This window comes from Streptomyces amakusaensis, from assembly GCF_039532665.1.
Classification (GTDB): domain Bacteria; phylum Actinomycetota; class Actinomycetes; order Streptomycetales; family Streptomycetaceae; genus Streptomyces; species Streptomyces amakusaensis.
Window position 1 is genome coordinate 148,267 of sequence record NZ_BAAASB010000012.1, and the last position, 18,184, is coordinate 166,450.

At 74.1% G+C, this 18,184-nt stretch carries 12 protein-coding genes and 2 pseudogenes; 3 read left to right on the forward strand and 11 right to left on the reverse strand.

Annotated elements, in window-relative coordinates; translation table 11 throughout:
- Nucleotides 1-8: 8 nt before the first annotated feature.
- The 3 genes from ABD371_RS22035 to ABD371_RS22045 all read right to left on the reverse strand — a co-directional run bounded on the left by ABD371_RS22035 (nt 9) and on the right by ABD371_RS22045 (nt 3,822).
- Entirely contained in the window at nt 9-1,109 is a 1,101-nt protein-coding gene (locus ABD371_RS22035; protein WP_344479434.1) for a calcium:cation antiporter, read from the reverse strand.
- 65 nt (nt 1,110-1,174) lie between these two features.
- Nucleotides 1,175-2,716 carry an acyl-CoA synthetase gene (locus ABD371_RS22040; protein WP_344479435.1) on the reverse strand — a complete coding sequence of 514 codons (1,542 nt, stop codon included), beginning with the start codon at nt 2,714-2,716 and terminating at the stop codon, nt 1,175-1,177.
- On the reverse strand, nt 2,713-3,822 hold the full coding sequence (locus tag ABD371_RS22045) for an NAD(P)H-dependent flavin oxidoreductase (protein ID WP_344479437.1): 1,110 nt from the start codon (nt 3,820-3,822) through the stop codon (nt 2,713-2,715). Before ABD371_RS22045 ends, ABD371_RS22040 begins: the two co-directional genes overlap by 4 nt.
- Before the next feature lie 190 nt (nt 3,823-4,012).
- Here ABD371_RS22045 and ABD371_RS22050 point away from each other — a divergent pair, with 190 nt between their 5' ends.
- Nucleotides 4,013-5,830: a serine hydrolase domain-containing protein gene (locus tag ABD371_RS22050; RefSeq protein ID WP_344479439.1), complete on the forward strand. Its 1,818-nt coding sequence runs from the start codon at nt 4,013-4,015 to the stop codon at nt 5,828-5,830.
- A 39-nt stretch (nt 5,831-5,869) separates the two neighbouring features.
- Here ABD371_RS22050 and ABD371_RS22055 read toward each other — a convergent pair whose 3' ends face one another.
- Together ABD371_RS22055 and ABD371_RS22060 are read right to left on the reverse strand one after the other, a co-directional pair.
- Nucleotides 5,870-7,456: a phytoene desaturase family protein gene (locus ABD371_RS22055; protein WP_344479440.1), complete on the reverse strand. Its 1,587-nt coding sequence runs from the start codon at nt 7,454-7,456 to the stop codon at nt 5,870-5,872.
- Between the two features lie 74 nt (nt 7,457-7,530).
- Nucleotides 7,531-9,750, reverse strand: coding sequence for a serine/threonine-protein kinase (locus ABD371_RS22060; protein WP_344479442.1), 2,220 nt, complete (start codon nt 9,748-9,750; stop codon nt 7,531-7,533).
- A gap of 376 nt (nt 9,751-10,126) precedes the next feature.
- Between ABD371_RS22060 and uppS the strand changes: the two genes are divergently transcribed.
- Together uppS and ABD371_RS22070 are read left to right on the forward strand one after the other, a co-directional pair.
- On the forward strand, nt 10,127-10,834 hold the full coding sequence (uppS, locus tag ABD371_RS22065; RefSeq protein WP_344479443.1) for a polyprenyl diphosphate synthase: 708 nt from the start codon (nt 10,127-10,129) through the stop codon (nt 10,832-10,834).
- The gene (locus ABD371_RS22070) at nt 10,831-11,568 is read left to right on the forward strand and encodes an HAD family hydrolase (protein WP_344479445.1); all 738 of its coding nucleotides are present in this window, start codon (nt 10,831-10,833) and stop codon (nt 11,566-11,568) included. Before uppS ends, ABD371_RS22070 begins: the two co-directional genes overlap by 4 nt.
- A gap of 39 nt (nt 11,569-11,607) precedes the next feature.
- Here the strand turns inward: ABD371_RS22070 and ABD371_RS22075 are convergent.
- The 6 genes and pseudogenes from ABD371_RS22075 to ABD371_RS22100 form a co-directional block, all read right to left on the reverse strand.
- Nucleotides 11,608-13,380, reverse strand: a pseudogene (locus ABD371_RS22075) (AfsR/SARP family transcriptional regulator); the annotation flags it as partial.
- Between the two features lie 486 nt (nt 13,381-13,866).
- Nucleotides 13,867-14,082, reverse strand: a pseudogene (locus tag ABD371_RS22080) (helix-turn-helix domain-containing protein); the annotation flags it as partial.
- A 10-nt stretch (nt 14,083-14,092) separates the two neighbouring features.
- Nucleotides 14,093-14,359, reverse strand: coding sequence for a hypothetical protein (locus ABD371_RS22085; RefSeq protein ID WP_344479447.1), 267 nt, complete (start codon nt 14,357-14,359; stop codon nt 14,093-14,095).
- A gap of 494 nt (nt 14,360-14,853) precedes the next feature.
- Nucleotides 14,854-16,044, reverse strand: a complete 1,191-nt coding sequence (locus tag ABD371_RS22090) for an acyl-CoA dehydrogenase family protein (RefSeq protein WP_344479448.1) — start codon at nt 16,042-16,044, stop codon at nt 14,854-14,856.
- Nucleotides 16,045-16,186: 142 nt separating this feature from the next.
- Nucleotides 16,187-16,675, reverse strand: a complete 489-nt coding sequence (locus ABD371_RS22095) for a DUF4430 domain-containing protein (protein WP_344479450.1) — start codon at nt 16,673-16,675, stop codon at nt 16,187-16,189.
- 50 nt (nt 16,676-16,725) lie between these two features.
- A complete protein-coding gene (locus ABD371_RS22100) occupies nt 16,726-18,183 on the reverse strand; it encodes a prenyltransferase/squalene oxidase repeat-containing protein (protein WP_344479451.1) in 1,458 nt (485 codons plus the stop codon).
- Nucleotide 18,184 lies beyond the last annotated feature (1 nt).

Sequence of the window (18,184 nt, forward strand, 5' to 3'; positions counted from 1 at the left end):
TCAGGGGCTCAGGGGCTGAAGGAGAGGAAGACGAAGGCGGCGAAGAGCACCAGGTGCACGCCGCCCTGGAGCAGGGTCGCCCGTCCCGGCACCACGGTGAGGGCGCTCACCACGGCGGTCAGCGCGAGCAGGACCATATGGGTGGCGTCCTCGCCGAGCACCAGGGGTCCCTGGAGCCAGATCGAGGCGAGCGCGATGGCCGGGATGGTGAGCCCGATGCTGGCGATGGCGGAGCCGTAGGCGAGGTTGAGGCTGGTCTGCATCCGGTCGCGGCGGGCCGCCCGTACCGCCGCGAGGGTCTCGGGGAGCAGGACGAGGAGGGCGATCACCACGCCGACGACGGCGGTGGGCAGTCCGGCGGAGTCCACCCCGTTCTCGATGGCGGGCGAGACCAGCTTGGCGTTGCCGACGACGGCGACGAGCGCCACCAGGAGCAGTCCGACGCTCCACCAGGTCTCACGGTCGCCCGGCGGCGGCGCGTGCGCGTCGGGGTCGCTCTCGGTGCCGTCGGCGCTCACCGGGAGGAAGTAGTCACGGTGGCGTACGGTCTGGACGCCGACGAAGAGCGCGTACAGACAGAGCGAGGCCACGGCGGCGAAGGCCAGCTGGTCCCCGGTGAACTCCCCGCCCGAGTGGCCGGTGGTGAAGGCGGGTACGACGAGCGTCATGGTGGCGAGGGTGCAGACGGTCGCGAGCGCGCCGCCGGAGCCTTCGGCGTTGAAGACCGCGACCCGGTTGCGCAACGCGCCGACCAGCAGGGACAGTCCCACGATGCCATTGCAGGTGATCATGACGGCGGCGAAGACGGTGTCCCGGGCGTAGGTGGAGGCCTTTTCGCCGCCCCCCGCCATCAGGGTGACGATGAGCCCCACCTCGATGACGGTCACGGCGACGGCGAGCACCAGCGAGCCGATGGGTTCGCCGACCCGGTGGGCGACGACCTCGGCGTGGTGCACGGCGGCGAGCACGGCCCCGATGAGGCAGAGTCCGACGAGCGCCACGGCGACCCCTGCGAGGTCGCGGCCCCAGGCCAGCGCCAGGGCGAGCACCGCGACCGGGGGCACCCAGGTCGTCCACCGCGATCTGAGCCGTACCGCGCCGGTCGTCATGCCCGCCACGCTGCCAGCAGTCGGTGCGGCGCGCGCGGGATGCTGCGCCAACGGGTTGACGGATCCTAGCCGTGGCCCTCCCAGTAGGGGGCGCGCAGTCTGCGTTTGTAGAGCTTGCCGTTGGGGTCGCGCGGCAGCTCGGCGGTGAAGTCGACGCTTCTGGGCCGTTTGTGTCCCGCGAGCAGTCCCTCGCAGTGGGCGAGGATCTCGGCCGCGAGCGCGTCGCCGGGGAGGTGTCCGGCGGCCGGCTCCACGACGGCCTTGACCTCTTCGCCCCGGTCGGGGTGGGGGACGCCGAAGGCGGCGGCGTCCGCGACGGCGGGGTGGGTCAGCAGGGCCGCCTCGATCTCGGCGGGGTAGATGTTCACCCCGCCCGAGATGATCATGTCGATCTTGCGGTCGCGGAGGTAGAGATAGCCGTCCTCGTCCAGGACGCCGAGATCTCCGACGGTGAAGAAGTCGCCGACGCGGTTTCTCGCGGTCTTGGCCGGGTCCCGGTGGTAGCTGAAGCCCCCGGTGCTCATCCGCAGGTAGACGGTGCCCTGTTCGCCGGGCGGGAGCCGGACGCCGTCGTCGTCGAGGACGGCGATCTCGCTGATGGGCCAGGCCCTGCCGACGGTCCCCGGTCTTCTCAGCCACTCGTCGGCGGTGACGGACGTGCCGCCGCCCTCGCTCGCCGCGTAGTACTCCTGGACGCACCGGCCCCACCAGTCGATCATCGCCCGTTTCACCCCGGCGGGGCAGGGGGCCGCACCGTGGACGGCGTGCCGCATCGAGGAGACGTCGTACCGCGCCCGCACCTCCTCGGGAAGTGCGAGGAGCCGGTGGAAGTGCGTCGGGACCATGTGGGTGTGGGTGCAGCGGTACGCGTCGATCAGCCGCAGCATCTCCTCGGGCGTCCACCGGTCCATCAGCACCAGTGGATGGCCGATGTGCAGGGCCGCCGCCGCGAACTGGAGGACGGCCGTGTGGTAGAGCGGTGAGCAGACCAGATGGACATGGCCGTCGAAGGGTTCGATGCCGAAGAAGCGGAGGAAACCGCCGAGGGGAACCTCCTCGGGGGGTCTCCCGGGCAGCGGGCGGCGGACGCCCCTGGGCCGTCCGGTGGTGCCCGAGGTGTAGTTCATCACCGCGCCGAGGGTGCGGTCGGCGGGCGGCGCGCCGGACCGCCCGTCGAGGAGTCCGGCGTACGGGCGGAATCCGGCGATCGCGCCGACGGCGTAGCGGCGGCCGGCGGGCAGGGAGGCCTGGTCGGCGGCGGCGCTCGCGGTCTCCGCGAACCGCTGGTGGGCGATGAGCAGCCGGGCGCCGGAGTCGGCGGTGATCCAGGCGATCTCGGCGGCGAGGAGATGGTGGTTGACGGGGACGAGATAGAAGCCGGCCTGGGTCGCGGCGAGATGGGCGGTGAGGAGTTCGACGCCGTTGGGGAGCACGGCGGCGAAGGCGTCGCCGCGTTCGAGCCCTGCCGCGCGCAGGCCGTGGACCAGCTGGTTCGCCGCCGTGTGGAGCCGTCCGGCGGTCCACTCCTCGCCGTCGGGGGCGATCAGGACCGGGCGGTCGGGGTCCGCCGCCGCCTGGGCCCAGAAGCCGTGTGGGCGGGCGGTCACCGCTCGGCCCTGCCCGCGACGCGGTTGATCCGGTCCACGGCGCGTTCGAAGCCCCGGGTCAGATCGTCGACGACGGCCCGTACGCTCCGCTCGGAGGTCATCCGGCCCACGATCTGGCCGACGGGCGTGCCCAGCAGCGGGACCACCTCGTACCGCTGGATCCGGGAGACGGCCTCGGCGACCAGGAGGCCCTGGAGGGGCATGGGGAGTGCGCCGGGGCTCTCGGGGGCGTCCCAGGCGTCCGTCCACTCGGTCCGCAGCTGCCGGGCGGGTTTGCCGGTGAGGGCGCGGGAGCGCACGGTGTCGCCGGAGCCGGCGGCGAGGAGTTTGGCGGTGAGCGCGCGGGAGTGGAGTTCGGCCTCGGTGGTGGTGAGCCAGAGGGAGCCGAGCCAGACGCCCTGGGCTCCGAGGGCGAGCGCGGCGGCGATCTGTTCGCCGCTGCCGATGCCGCCGGCGGCGAGCACGGGCAGCGGGGCGACGGCCTCGACCACTTCGGGGGTGAGCACCATGGAGGCGATCTCTCCGGTGTGGCCGCCCGCCTCGTACCCCTGGGCCACCACGATGTCGATGCCGGTCTCGGCGTGGCGGCGGGCGTGGCGGGCGCTTCCGGCGAGGGCGGCGACGCGGACGCCGTGGTCGTGGGCGCGGGCGACGACGTCGTCGGGCGGTGGGCCGAGGGCGTTGGCGAGCAGGGCGAGGGGGTGGTCGAAGGCGATGTCGAGCTGGCGGCGGGCGACCTCTTCCAGCCAGCCGGTGATCCGCCAGCCGGAGGGTTCGCCGTCGGCGAGTTCGGGGACGCCGTGCCGGGCGAGGGTGTCGCGGACGTACTTCCGGTGGCCCTCGGGGATCATCGCCTCCGCGTCGGCCTCGGTCATGCCCGCGGCCCGGGTGGCGGGCATGACCACGTCGAGGCCGTACGGTCTGCCGTCGGTGTGGCGGTCCATGCGGTCGAGATCGCGCCGGAGGTCGTCGGGGTCGGTGTAGCGGACGGCCCCGAGGACGCCGAGGCAGCCCGCGCGGGTGAGGGCGGCGGCCACCGCCGGGAACGGCGTGAAGCCGAAGATGGCGTGCTCGATCCCCAGGGCTCTGCTCAGCTCCGTCTCCATGGACGGCAGGATGCCGCAGCCGGCCGGCCGGGGGAAGAGGTTTTCTGATGCTACGTCAGATGAAGGGGGCGGGGGCACGGGACGGTTGACGGCTCCGCGCTCCGGGAAGAAAGGTTTCCTTGGTGTTCGAGGGCCTTGATGTTCGGGGGCCTTGGTGTTCGAGGCTTTCAGGAGCAGGAGTGGGTGGCGGATGTCGGAGGACGCGACGGGGAGCGGGATCAGCCGGCGGCGGCTGGGGAGCGGAGTGCTCGCGCTCGGCGGGGCGCTGGCCCTGACGCCGATCCCGTTCGCGGCGGCGGACGGCGGGCCGGGCAGCGGTACGGGAAGCGGTACGGCCGTCGGCGGGGACCGGGGGCGGCGGACGCTCCGGCGCGGCACCCCCGAGCGGGCCGGACTGCTCCCCGGGCCGCTGGAGCGGCTCGTCGCCGACGCCGAGAGCTATCTCGGCCCCTCCCCCACGCACCCCTGGTACGCGGGCGCGGTGCTGCTCGCCGGGCGCGGCGACACGGTCGCCCTGCACCGGCCGATCGGCAAGGCGGTGCGCTACTCCTCGTACGACGAGAGCACCGGCACGGCGGTGGAGTTCCCCGCCGAGCGGCAGATCCCCATGGCCGAGGACACCGTCTTCGACCTCGCCTCCGTCTCCAAGCTGTTCACCTCGATCCTCGCGGTGCGGCGGATCGAGCGGGGCGAGTTGGAGCTGGAGTCCCCGGCCGCCGCGCATCTGCCGGAGTTCGGCGGCGCGGGCAAGGCGGACATCACGGTGCGTCAGCTGCTGACGCACACCTCGGGGCTGCGGTCCTGGATCCCGCTGTACACCGAGCCCACCCACGAGGGCCGGCTGCGGATGCTGTGGAACGAGCGCCCGGCGTCCCCGCCGGGCAGCCGGTATCTCTACTCCGACCTCAATCTGATCGCCCTGCAGCTGATCCTGGAACGGATCACCGGTCACCCTCTGGATGCACTGCTCCAGAACGAGATCACCGCTCCGCTCGGGATGCACCGCACTCGGTTCAACCCGCCCGCCTCCTGGAAACCCGGGATCGCCGCCACCGAGGACGCCAGACCGCCCTGGTCCGGCCTGGACCGAGGGCTGGTCTGGGGCGAGGTGCACGACGAGAACGCCTTCGCGTTCGGCGGCGTCGCAGGTCACGCCGGGGTCTTCTCCCGCGCCTGGGACCTCGCGATCCTCGCCCGCGCCCTCCTCAACGGCGGCGTGTACGACGGCTACCGCCTGCTGCGCCCCGAATCCGTCGAGCTGATGTTCACCGACTTCAACACCGCCTTCCCCGGGGACGAGCACGGGCTCGGCTTCGAGCTCTACCAGCACTGGTACATGGGCGCGATGGCCACCCCGCGCACCGCCGGTCACACCGGTTTCACCGGCACCAGCCTGGTCCTCGACCCGGGCAGCGACTCCTTCCTGATCGTGCTGGGCAACTCGGTGCACCCGGTGCGCTCCTGGCGCTCCGGCAGCGCGCCCAGGGCCGCCGCCGCCGACCACATGGCCCGCGCCGTCGCGGTCCGCCCCGAGCGGGGGCGCACCGCCTGGTTCTCCGGCACGGCGACCGCCGCCTCCGCGACCCTCACCCTGCCCGCGCTCCCCCTCGCCTCCCGGCGGGCGCGGCTGCGCTGCTCGCTGTGGTGGGACACCGAGCCCGGGGCCGACGGACTCTTCCTGGAGGGCTCGCCGGACGGCGGGGCGAGCTGGCGCGCGGTGCCGTTCACCACCGTACGGCCGGGGCACGACGAGACCTCGCACCCGTCGGGCTCGGTGACCGGCTGGTCCGGGCGGGTCTGGCACCGGCTGACGGCGGACCTCTCCGCGTGGCGCGGCACCGGGGTCCGGCTGCGCTGGCGGTACACCACCGACCGGCTGCGCTCCGGCCGGGGCGTGTACGTGGACGCGATCCGGGTCGAGGACGGCGGGCGGGCGGTCTTCGACGAGTCCCGGTCCGGCGACGCGGCCCGTATCGAGGCGGCGGGCTGGACGCCGTCCCGCGACTGACGGACAGCACCCGGGCCCCGCGCTCCGGCGGCCGGCCGGTCAGCGCCCCAGGACGGCCATCGCCGCGTTGTGCCCCGGCACCCCGCTCACTCCCCCGCCGCGCACCGCGCCCGCTCCGCAGAGCAGCACATTGGCGTGGTCCGTCTCCACGCCCCAGCGGCCGGTGGGCGAGCCTGCGTCGGCGTCGGCGTGGGGGAAGGAGAGATCCCGGTGGAAGATGTGGCCGCCGGGAAGGCCCAGCTCCCGTTCCAGATCGAGCGGCGACTTGGCCTCCACACAGGGCTCGCCGTTCGCGTCGAGGGCGAGACAGCCGGCGATGGGCTCGGCGAGATGCGAGTCGAGTTCGGCGAGGGTCGCCGTGAGCAGCGCGGCGCGGGCCCCGTCGGGGTCGGCGGCGAAGAGCCGCGCGGGGGTGTGGAGTCCGAACAGGGTCAGCGTCTGGCAGCCGTCGGCGGTGAGCGCGGGGCCGAGGATCGACGGGTCGGTCAGCGAGTGGCAGTACAGCTCCGACGGCGGCGCGGCGGGCAGCTCTCCCCCGGCGGCCTGCCGGTGGGCGGCGGCCAGCTGCTCGTACCCCTCGGAGACATGGAAGGTCCCGGCGAACGCCTCGCGCGGATCCACGGAGGCGTCCCGCAGCCGGGGCAGCCGCCGCAGCACCATGTTCACCTTGAACTGCGCGCCCTCGACGGGCGGCGGCGGGGGCTCGCCGAGCAGCGCGGCCAGTTCGTGCGGCGAGGCGTTCACCAGGACATGGCGGGCGGCGACCGTGCCCTCGGCGTCCGGGGTGCGGTAGGCGACCTCGGCCGCCGAGCCGTCGGTCTCGATCCGGGTCGCCTCGTGCCGGGTCGCGAGGTGCGCCCCGGCCTCCCGGGCGGCCTTCGCCAGGGCGTCGGTGAGCGCCCCCATGCCGCCGACCGGCACCTGCCACTCCCCGGTGCCGCCGCCGATGACGTGGTAGAGGAAGCAGCGGTTCTGCGCCAGCGAGGGATCGTGGGCGTCGGCGAAGGTGCCGATCAGCGCGTCGGTGAGCACCACTCCCCGGACCAGGTCGTGACGGAAGCTCTCCTCGATCACCACGCCGACGGGTTCCTCGAACAGCGCCCGCCAGGCCCTCTCGTCGTCGATCCGCGCCCGCAGCCGCTCACGGGTCGGCAGCGGCTCGGTGAGGGTGGGGAAGACCGCCCGCGCCACCCGGCCGGTCATCGCGGAGAACTCCCGCCACGCCGCGTACTCCCGCTCGCCCCCGGTGAGCGCGGCGAACGACTCCCGGGTCCGGCCGCCGCCGACGAGCAGCCCGCCGTCCCCGCTGGGCGTGTACGAGGAGACGGTGCGCTCGCGCACCCGGAAGTCGAGCCCGAGATCGCGCACGATCTTCCCGGGCAGCAGCGAGACCAGATAGGAGTAGCGGGAGAGCAGGGCGTCCACCCCGGCGAAGGGCCGGCCGGAGACGGCCGCTCCCCCGGTCTCCGCGCCGCGCTCCAGGACCAGGACCGAACGCCCGGCGCGGGCGAGATAGGCGGCGGCGACCAGTCCGTTGTGGCCACCGCCCACGATCACGACGTCGTACGAGCGGGAGTACGAGCCGGAGCGCGAGCCGGAGCCGGAGTGCGAGCTGTGTACGGGCATGGCCGGACTCTAGGCGGTGCCGGGCGGCGGCGGGAGAGGGCGGCGCGGCGCGGGCTCCCCGGGTGCCGCGCGGCTCAGGCTCCCCGGGTGCCGCGCCGTTCGCGCAGGGCGGCCACCCGCCGGTACAGCTCCACCGCCTCGGTGTGCCGGCCGAGCTGCTCCAGACAGTGCGCCTCGTCGTTGCGGCTGGCCAGCGCGTCGGGGTGGTCCGGTCCGAAGACCCGCTCGCGGGCGGCGGCGACCCGGGCGTAGAGGGTCAGCGCCTCCTCCCAGCGGCCCAGCCAGCCGAGGCCGACCGCCGTCTCACGGAGGCTGACGAGGGTGTCGGGGTGCTCCGCGCCCAGCACCCGCTCCCGCGCCCCGGCGACCTCGCGGGCCTCGGCGAGCGCCTCCTCCCAGCGGCCGAGCCTGCCGAGGTTGACCCCGAGGCCGTGGCGGGCCCGCAGCGTCTCGGGGTCGTCCGGGCCGTGCACCCGGGCGCGGTCGTCCGCCAGGGCCCGGTACAGCTCCAGGGCCTCCGCGCTGCGGCCGAGGCGGCCCAGGCTTATGCCCGCCTCGTAGCGGGCGGCGAGGGTGTCCGGGTGGTCCGGGCCGAGCGCCCGGGTACGGGCCGACGCCACCTCCCGGTAGATGTCCAGCGCCTGGGGCCAGCGGCCGAGGCGGCCCAGCGCGTACGCCACCTCGTAGCGGGTGACGAGGGTGTCGGGGTGCTCCGGGCCGAGCACCCGCTCCCGCGCCTCGGCGACCTCGCCCACCAGCCGGAAGGAGTCCTCCAGCCGGCCGAGCCTGCTGAGGTTGAAGGCGAGGTTGTGGCGGCAGCGCAGGGTGTCGGGGTGGTCCGGGCCCATGACGCGCTCGCGGGCGGCCAGCACGGCGGTGTAGACGTCGTTGGCCTCGAAGTGGCGGCCGAGCTGCCCCAGGACGTACGCGGTCTCCTGGCGGGCGGCGAGGGTGTCGGGGTGGCCGGGGCCGAGCGCGCGCTCCCTGCCGTCGGCGACCAGGCGGAATTCACTCAGCGCGCCCTCGGCCCGCCCGGTCCTGCTGAGGCTGAAGCCGACCTCGTACCGGCTGGCGAGGGTGTCGGGGTGGTCGGGCCCCAGGGCGTGCTGCCGTTCGGCGGCGACCGCGCGGTGCACCTCGCCGGCCTCCTCCCAGCGGCCCAGGCGGCCCAGGCTCAGCCCCGCGTTGTGCCGCCCGGCGAGGGCGGCGAGCAGCGCGGGCGAGGGCCGCGCGGGCCGCGTCCGGGGTACGGGGAACGCCTGGCCGCGCGGGTCGGCGAGGGTGGTCCACTCGCCGGTCAGACCCGCCGTGTGATCGGGCAGCACGGTCCGCAGCGCGGTGTCCACCGCCTTGTGACCCGCCGTCATGCCCCGGGTCCACCCCGGCAGCCCGCGCGCGCCCCGCTCCGCGGACCCGTCGGACGGCGCGGGGAGCGGGGCGCGGCCCCGGCCCTCCCGGACGATTCTGCGGCGCAGGTCCCCGGCGTCGGCGGGCCGCTCCTCGGGCGTCTTGGCGAGCAGATCGAGGACGATCCGCTGGAAGTGGCCCGGGATGTCGTCCCGGTGGTCGCTCAGCGGCGCGGGCGTCGTGTCCCGGTGCCCCACCAGGACCGACCAGGCGTCCTCGTGGTCGAAGGGCGGCACCCCGGTGGCGATCTCGTACAGCACACAGCCCAGCGAGTAGAGGTCGCTCCGGTGGTCCACCGGCCCGCCGGAGATCTGCTCGGGCGACATGTAGTGCGGGGTGCCCATGGCGATGCCGACGCCCGTGAGCTGGGAGGACGCGCCGATGCCCTCGCCGAGGCGGGCGATGCCGAAGTCGCAGATCTTCACCGCCCCGTCGGTGAGCCGCATGATGTTGGCGGGCTTCAGATCCCGGTGCACGATCCCGCGCTCATGGGTGTACGCGAGGGCGTCGGCGACCTGCTCGGCGATGTCGACGATCTCGTGGACCGGCAGCGGGCGCTGGTCGTTCGCCTCCAGGAGCTGGCTGAGGTTGTGTCCCTCCAGCAGCTCCATCACCAGATAGAGCACCCCCTCGTACTCGCCGAAGTCGTGCACGACGGTGACGCCCCGGTGCTGGAGCGCCGCCGCGACCCGCGCCTCACGGCGAAAGCGCTCCCGCAGCACGGTGGTGAACGTCTCGTCCCGCTCCGGCGACATCGGCTTGAGGCACTTGACCGCGACGCGCCGCCCCAGCGACTCGTCCACCGCCCGCCACACCTCGCCCATGCCCCCGCGCCCGATGACTTCGAGCAACCGGTACCGGCCCTGGATCAGCCTGGTCTCCGCCATCGCGTGCTGTCAGCCCCCGTCGTTCCGCTCCGCCCTCCCGGCAGCTCCAGTATGGCCGCCCGGCCACCCGATCCGCACGGGCCGACGGCGCGGGGGCCTCCGCGCAGGGGTGCGCCCGCGCGGGGGCCGGGGGCGGCCTCCCCGGTTCCGATGGGTCTGTTCACGCCAGGGCGGTGGGCTCCGGCCGCCCGATCGGCCTCGAAACGGCCACCGCGCCGACCGGCTTCGCGCTGTTCAGCGGGTGCGGGCGAGGTGATCACCGGGGACAAATCAGAGCGTTTTCATGCCAATACGACTTTCCCGTCGGCAGGGTGGGCAGGGTGAGGGTGCTCCGAACGGCACCGCGCCGTCCCGGCGTGTCGTGGAAGGACCGGCCATGTCAGCGATGCCCCCGCCGCCCGCGCTGCGCCATCTCGGCATCCTCCCGGACGGGAACCGCCGCTGGGCGAGGCGGCACCGGCTGCCGCCGAGCGAGGGGCACCGTCATGGCTTCCGCCGCATTCCCGGCGTGCTGGACTGGTGCGAGGAGAGCGGGCTGGAGTTCGTCAGCCTGTTCATGATCTCCGACCGGAACATCCAGCACCGGTCCGCGCCGGAACTCACGGTGCTGTACGAGACGGTGAGCGAGATCCTGCCGCGCCTCCTCGCCCGGCCCGCTCGGCGGCTGAGGCACATCGGCGTCGCCGAGCTGCTGCCCGCCCCGCTCGTGGCCGAGCTGCGCGACGCCGAGCGGGACAGCGGCGCGGGTGCCGGGATGACGGTCAACCTCGCTCTCGGCTACGGAGGCCGTGCCGACATCCTCGCCGCCGTCCGGAGTCTGGTCTCCGAAACCGGCGGTCCCGGCGGTCCCGACGGCACCCTGACGGAGGAAACGTTCGGCCGAAAGCTGTCCACCGGCGGCCAGCCCGACCCGGACCTGATCGTCCGCACCTCCGGCGAACGGCGTACGTCCGGGTTCCTGTCCTGGCAGGCGTCCCAGGCCGAGTGGTACTTCAGCCCGAAGATGTGGCCCGAGTTCGAGCGCGAGGACTTCGACGCGGCCCTCGCCGCCTACCGGCGGCGCGACCGGCGGCTGGGCGCGTGAAGAGCCCGGCGCCACCGCCACCGCGGCGACCGCTGGCCGTCCTGGACATGGACGGCACCCTCTTCCCCGGCACCCTGGGCACCGAACTCCTCGCCCGTCTGGCACATGCCGGAATCACCGATACCGCCCACGCCGAAGCCGCACGGGCCGCGCTCCGGCGGTACCGCGACGGCCATGCCCCCCTCACCCCGGCCGCCACCGCCGTCTACGCCCACTACGCGGCGGCGCTCAAGGACCGGCGTCCCGCCGACGTGGAGCGGGCCGCAGACGCGGTCTGGGCCTCGGCCCGCCGGCGGCTGTTCCCTTTCGCCCGGCCCCTGCTGAAACGGCTGAGGGACGCCGGCTTCACCTGCGTACTCGTCTCGGGCAGCCCGCAGGAGGTGGTCCGCCTCGCCGCGGCGGACCTGGGCATCGTCCATGCCCGCGGTACGACCGCCGAGATCCGCGGCGACCGCTACACCGGGACGCTCACCGCCGCCCTCGGTCTGCCGGGCGGGAAAACCGGCGCCCTGGAGGCACTGGGCGTACACCCGCCACCCGCCGCCGGCCCGGACATCGCCTTCGCCGTGGGCGACTCCATCAGCGACGCCGAGATATTCCACCGCACCGCCCACCCGGTCGCCTTCGAACCCGATGCCCAGCTCGCCCTGCTCGCGCGCCGGCACGGGTGGCCGATCGCCCACCGCCACGATCTCCTGGAGATCGTCGACGCCACGGGTCCGTTGCTCCGCTGAGGTGCCGGGACGGGGACGGCGGTGTCAGGCGGGGCCCGGCGGGGGCGGCTCGTCGAGTTCCGCACGCGACTGTGCGAAGAGCCGGGCCAGGTTGTGCATCTGGTAGCAGCCCGGTCCCATCGACATCAGAAGCCCGGTGTCCACCAGGCTCTCCAGCAATTCCTCCGTCGCCTCCGCGCCGCGGCCGAGCCGAGCCGCCATGACCGGCAGGGTGACGAACGGGCCGGCGAACGAGCCGAACAGGCGGAGCGCGCGCTTCTGCTCCTCGTCGAGCTGCCCGTAGCCCAGCTCGAAGGTGGCCTTCACGGCGAGGTCCCCGGCCTGGAGCTCGTCGAGCCGATGGCGTTCGTCCGCGAGTCTCGCCGCGAGGACCGAGACCGTCCAGGTGCGGCGGGCCGCGAGGCGGGAGGCCGCGATCCGGATGGCCAGGGGAAGGAAGCCGCAGGCCGTCACCACGTCCAGGGCCGCCGTGCGTTCGGGGGCGACCCGCTCTTCGCCCACGATCCTGGTGAAGAGCTGGAGCGCCTCCTGCGGGGACATCTCGTCCAGGTCCACCAGATGGGAGCCGGCCAGGTCGAGCATGCGGATCCGTGAGGTCACCAGGGTCGCGCAGCCTTCGCCGCCGGGCAGCAGGGGCCTGACCTGGGCCGCGTCCCGGGCGTTGTCCAGAAGGACCAGCACCCGGCGTCCGCCCAGCACCGACCGGTAGAGCGCCGAGCGCTCGACGAGGGTCTCCGGGATCGCCGAGTCCGCCGTGCCGAGCGCCCGCAGGAACGCCCCGAGGACCGTCCGGGGGTCCGCGGGCCGGGAGCCGGTCCCCTGGAGGTCGGCGTACAGCTGACCGTCGGGGAAGTGCGGGCGGGCGGCGTGCGCGACGTGCACGGCGAAGGTGGTCTTGCCGACGCCGCCGATTCCGCCGATCCCGGCGAGCGCGGACACCGCCATCGCGTCGCCCTCCGCGCGCGTGAGCCGCGCGGCCAGTTCGCGTACGGAGGAGACGCGCCCGGTGAAGTCCGGTACGGCCGCCGGGAGCTGGGCGGGGCGCACCGGGGCCGGGGCGCTCTCCCGCACGGCCTCGCCCGGCCGGGCGAGCTCCTCGTCGGCCCGGAGGATCCGCTGCTGGAGGCGGGAGAGTTCGGGGCGCGGGTCGACGCCGAGTTCGTCGGCGAGGAGACGGCGGGTGTCGGCGTACACGGCCAGCGCCTCGGCCTGCCGCCCGCTGCGGTACAGGGCGAGCATGAGCAGCTCGCGGAGGCGTTCGCGCAGGGGGTGGGCGGCGGTGAGCGCGGTGAGTTCGGAGACCGCCTCGGCGTGACAGCCCGCCTCCAGGTCCAGGTCGAGCCGCACCTCGGTGAGCTGGAGACGCCACTCCTCTAGCCGGGTGCGCTGGGTCTCGGCGTACGGCCCCGGCACGTTCGCCAGGGGCTCGCCCTCCCACAGGGTGAGCGACTCGTTGAGGAGGGTGCGGGCCCGGTGCCGGTCGCCCCCGGCCCGCGCCTTCTCCGCGGCCATCGCCAGCTCCTCGGCGGCGTTGAGGTCGAGGGTGCCCGCGTCGACGCGGATCGCGTAGCCGCCCGACTCGCTCACCAGCACCCCGGGGCCGAAGATCTTGCGCAGCCGCGAGGCGTAGGTACGGAGCGCGGCCAGCGCCTGGGAGGGCGGGTCCTCGCCCCAGATGCCGTCGATCAGCTCGGAGGCCGTCGCGGTGCGCCCGCCGCGCATCAGCAGGGCGGCGAGCAGCGCCCGCTGCTGCGGGGAGCCCGAGGGCAGGGGGTGACCGTCGAAGGAGACCCTGACCGGCCCGAGCAGCATGAAGTACGGGCCCGGCGCGGGCACGGGGGCGGGTGCCTCGATCACCGGCCGCGCCGTCCGCGGGGCCGGTGGTGCCGGCGGGCGCGGGCCCGGAAGGGCGCCCGGGGCCGGGGCGGCGCGCGGGGCCGGGGGGATGCGCGTCCCCAGGCCCAGTGCGCGCCGCCACGCGGTGATCCACGGCTGATGGGCCGCCTCGGCCGTGCGGCACGCCGTCAGATATCCGATCAGCTGTCGCTCGTCCCGCGGCACGGTCCGGCCGAGCACGATGCGGTGCGCCGTGCTGTGCGGAAGCCTGCCCAGTCCGCCGGCCCGCCGCTCCATCTCCCGCATGGACGGCCGCCCCGCCGACGCGTGCAGTTCCAGCAGTCCCGCCCGGAGCGCGTCGATGTCCTCGATCTCCTGGGGATCCGGCGCGCGTCCGCTCGTGACACCGCGCCGCTCCGCCCTGCGGGCCGCCACCCACAGCTCCATGGCCGCGTCGACGGAGGCTCCGCACGCCCGCGCGTACTCCTTCACACTGCGGGCGCTCGGTACCGCCCGCCCCGACGCGGCCCGTTGCAGGGTCGTGGCATGGCAGCCCGCGCGGGACGCCAGTTGTGCGTACGACCAGCCCCGGGCCGCCCGCTGGTCACGCAGCCACTGCGCCAGCGTAACCAGCGCCCGGTTGGACGTCCTTATCGGATTCTCCCTGCGTCCCGCCACCGCGATGCTCTCAGGGCGCGGAGATCGCGTGTGCCATACGCATGATCGTGCGGCCCGGCCCCGGGGTTCCGCACCGCAGGACCCGCACCGTGACGGCCGCCACCAGGCCCGCGCCGCCCAGTACCGCGAGGATCGACGCCGGTGCCAGGCCGGACACCGACAGCCCGCAGGCCAGCACGGCGATGACCACGATCACGACGGCGTCGGACAGGGAGTGCCGATGCGGACCGGGAACACCCTGCACGACACAGCGCGCCGGCGGAGAGGTACTCGACATGGTGCTGCCTCCTGAGAATCGAAGCCCACGCGCGGGGCGTGTGGGCGTGTTGCGGGCTCCAAGGGCATTGCGTCCGACCGGCGTTTGCCGACGCCGGCGGGATCTGAAGCGTGCCACCCTCCCGGGCGCTCGCGGCAGCCCCCGGGAAGTTGATGCGCGCGCGTCCACGCGCCGGAAGCGGCCCCTCGCGGGCCTCTCGCACAAGAACCCGATCTCGACCTGCTGGTCCGCGCGGGGAAGGACGCCCGGGGCGCGATGCGCGGCGTATTGATGCAGGGGCGTCCCAGTGTTGATGCACGGCCGTCCCAGCCGCCTTCACCGTTCGCTTAAAGGTCTCGGCGATTCTCTTCAGGCGACCGGAACACTCCGGCCGTTCCTGAGAGTTGCGGGCTCCAGCCACACGATCAGGAGACCGGTGGGGCACGTTGCCGCGTGTGCCGACCGAGATCGGCGCTCCGCCCGGCGGAGCGCCGATCCAGGCCCTCGTCGGCCGCTCAGCGCCGTACGCGGGGCATGCCCAGGCCGATCCAGGCGATGATCTCGCGCTGGATCTCGTTGTTGCCGCCGCCGAAGGTGAAGACCACGGAGGAGCGGTAGCCGCGTTCCAGCTCGCCGTGGAGGACGGCGGAGGCGGAGCCCTCCTTGAGGGGGCCGGAGGCGGCGAGGATCTCCATCAGCCAGCCGTAGGCGTCGCGGCGCGCCTCGGAGCTGTAGACCTTGACGGCGGAGGCGTCGTGGGGGGTGAGGGTGCCGTCCTCGACGGCGCTGACCATCTGCCAGTTGAGGAGTTTGAGGGCGTCGAGGCGGGTGTGGGCGCGGGCCAGGAGGGTGCGGACCCAGGAGAGGTCGACGACGCGGCGGCCGTCGGCGATTTTGGTGGCGGCGGCCCAGTCGCGGACGTCGCTGAGGGCCCGAATGGCTGTCGCGCCGTGGGCGGCGAGGGTGACGCGTTCGTGGTTGAGCTGGTGGGTGATCAGCCGCCAGCCCTCGTTCTCGGGGCCGACCCGGCGGGTGGCCGGGACGCGGATGTTCTCGTAGTGGCTCGCGGTGGTGTCGTGGGAGGCGAGGGTGTTGATGAGGGTGCAGGAGTAGCCGGGGTCGGCGGTCGGTACGAGGAGGATGCTGATGCCCCGGTGCGGGGGCGCGGCGGGGTCGGTGCGCACGGCGAGCCAGACCCAGTCGGCGGTGTCGCCGTTGGTGGTCCAGATCTTCTGGCCGTCGACGGTGTAGTGGCCGGTCAGCTCGTCGCCGGAGCGCACGGCGCGGGTCTTGAGGGCGGCGAGGTCGGTGCCGGCCTCGGGTTCGCTGTAGCCGATGGCGAAGTCGATCTCGCCGCTGAGGATCCGGGGGAGGAAGTGGGCCTTCTGCTCCTCGGTGCCGAAGCGCATGATCGTGGGGCCGACGGTGTTGAGCGCCATCAGGGGCAGTGGTACGCCCGCCTGGGCGGCCTCGTCGAAGAAGATGAACTGTTCCATGGGGCTCAGCCCGCCCCCGCCGTACTCCTTGGGCCAGCCCGCGCCGAGCCTGCCGTCGGCGCCGAGGCGGCGGATGGTGGCGCGGTAGAAGCGCTTGCGCTCGGCGGGGTCGGCGTGGCGGGCGTAGGCGTTCTCGGGCACGAGTTCGGCGAAGTACTCGCGCAGTTCGGCGCGGAGCCGCCGCTGTTCGGGTGTGTGGGCGAGGTGCACGGCCCCTCCAGAGTCTCGGTCCGTACCGGACGCGGCGCACACGGTAGAACGTGTTGCAAGAATCTGGAAGGGGCGCGGATCCCCGGACTCCGCCGGGCCGGACGGCCCGGAAGACCGTCCGGCCCGGCGGAGGCGGTGGTTCCTACAGCTCGGTCCAGGTGAAGGCCACCCGGTCACCGGCCTTGATCCGGAACTGGCAGCCGCCGACCGGGGTCGCGACGCCGTTGACGGAGATGTTCCAGTACGCCGTGGAGCCGCCGGCGCTGCCCGCGATGGTGGTCACGAAGTAGTCGTCGAACGACGGGTACCAGACGCCGTCCCAGGTGAAGCCCGCCGCGCTCGCCGCGTCGTCGAGGGCGGCGGTGGGGGTGGCGCCGGGGGTGGGGTTGTGGCCGTTGTTGGTTCCGTCGCAGATGTGTGTGCCGCCGGAGGCCGTGGTGACGTTGTGACCGGTGGTCGTGATGTTGGAGCTGTAGATCGTGGAGGTGGGTCCGGTCACCGTGAGGTGGACGGTCACCGGGGTGGCCAGGGCCGTCGCGGGGGCGGCGGTCGCCGCGGGGGCCCAGAAGGTGAGCGCGAGGGCGAGGGCCGCGGTGGCCGCGGCGAAACGCCGGGAGATGCTGCCGATCATGGGGTGGTTCTTCCTCTCGGGAAGGCGGGTGGAACGGAGATGGGGGGTGGTCAGGAGGCGCGCCGGCGCAGACGTACGGCGTAGAGCGCGCCGCCTCCGCAGGCGATGAGGGCCAGGGCCGTCGCGCCGTAGGTCAGGGCGGTCGATCCGGTGGCGGCGAGCGGACCGCCGGAGGAGGCTCCGGTGGAGCCCGTGCCGGTGGAGCCGGAGGCCGCGGTCTCGGTGGCCGTCGCCGTGGCCGTGGCGGACGCCGTCGCGGTCGAGTCGGAGTAATCGGGGTACGAGTCCGAGGAGTCCGACGGATCGGCGGAGGTCGGCGAGGTGTCGCCGGGGGTGTCGGACGACGTCCTGCTCGGCGTCTTGCTCGGCGTGGGCGTCGGAGTCGGCGTGGGAGTGGGCGTCGGAGTGGGGGTGGGGGTGGGGGTGGGGGTGGGAGTGGGCGTCTCCTCCGGAGCGCATTCGATGGCCGCGAGGTCCTCGGCCGCTCCCCTGCCGTCGATGTCGGCGAGCGACTCGCCCGCGAGCGCCGGGACGACCTGCGCGGTGGCGCGCAGCGCCGATCCGTCGGCCTTGGGCTCCATGTAGCCCACCGCGCCCCGGTCGGCGGCCGGCGCGTCACAGCCGAGCTGCATGCTCCGCAGCCAGGCGATGCCCTTGACGGCGGCCTCGGCACGGCCTCCGGCGGCCAGTGCCTGGACGGCCAGGGCGGTGGAGTTGGAGTTGCCGGCCGTGGGTGTGCCGAAGCCGTTGTCGCCGAAGCCGCCGTCGGACCGCTGCTGCTGGATCAGCCAGCGGAGCGCGGGCTTCACGTCCGCCTTGCGGTTCGCGCCCAGGAGCGCCTGGACGGCTATGCCGGTGCTGTCGGTGTGGGACTTGCACTTGGCGGGATCGGCGCGGAAGTTCAGCGGATATCCGCCGTCGGCGCAGCGGGAGGCGGCGAGGAAGTCGACGGCCTTGGCCGGGAGTTTCCCGGTGCGTTCCAGGGCGAGGACGGCCAGGGACTGGCCGAACTGGTTGGACATGTCGCCGCCGACCCGGTCGTCGGTGAAGCGGCCGTTCTCCTGGAGCCGGCCGAGCAGCGTGGCCTCCAGGTCGTGGCCGCCGAACTTCTTGGGGTCCCGGCCCTGGACGGCGGCGACCAGGGCGAGCTTGGCGGTGCCGCCCATGTTGACCCTGCCGGGTGTGCCGCCGGTGATATAGCTCGTGGCGTTGAGCTCCAGCCAGTCGGTCGCCCTGGCCGCCGTCCTGCCGCCCTTCCCGGTGGAGGCGAGGGCGAGGACGATGTCGGCGGTGAGCCCGTGGTCGCCCTTGGCGTTGCTGCCGTCGGCCAGCTTCGAGGCCATCCAGGTGGCCGCCGCGTCCGAGGGGGAGAACAGCGGTGCGGCGGCGGGGCCGTTCGCGGCGGCGGTGTGCGTGCCGCTCACTCCGGCCGCCGCGATCGCGCCCGCGACGGCGAGGGCGGGTAGCGCTGCGGCCAGTCTCCGCAGGGGTCGCGTGGGCGTGCTCATC

Excerpts from the sequence above, each read along its gene's own strand:
- ABD371_RS22100 (WP_344479451.1), bottom strand. The coding sequence starts at position 18,183 with ATGAGCACGCCCACGCGACCCCTGCGGAGACTGGCCGCAGCGCTACCC.
- ABD371_RS22060 (WP_344479442.1), bottom strand. The coding sequence starts at position 9,750 with ATGGCGGAGACCAGGCTGATCCAGGGCCGGTACCGGTTGCTCGAAGTC.
- ABD371_RS22055 (WP_344479440.1), bottom strand. The coding sequence starts at position 7,456 with ATGCCCGTACACAGCTCGCACTCCGGCTCCGGCTCGCGCTCCGGCTCG.
- ABD371_RS22045 (WP_344479437.1), bottom strand. The coding sequence starts at position 3,822 with ATGGAGACGGAGCTGAGCAGAGCCCTGGGGATCGAGCACGCCATCTTC.
- ABD371_RS22050 (WP_344479439.1), top strand. The coding sequence starts at position 4,013 with ATGTCGGAGGACGCGACGGGGAGCGGGATCAGCCGGCGGCGGCTGGGG.
- ABD371_RS22085 (WP_344479447.1), bottom strand. The coding sequence starts at position 14,359 with ATGTCGAGTACCTCTCCGCCGGCGCGCTGTGTCGTGCAGGGTGTTCCC.
- ABD371_RS22095 (WP_344479450.1), bottom strand. The coding sequence starts at position 16,675 with ATGATCGGCAGCATCTCCCGGCGTTTCGCCGCGGCCACCGCGGCCCTC.
- ABD371_RS22035 (WP_344479434.1), bottom strand. The coding sequence starts at position 1,109 with ATGACGACCGGCGCGGTACGGCTCAGATCGCGGTGGACGACCTGGGTG.
- uppS (WP_344479443.1), top strand. The coding sequence starts at position 10,127 with ATGTCAGCGATGCCCCCGCCGCCCGCGCTGCGCCATCTCGGCATCCTC.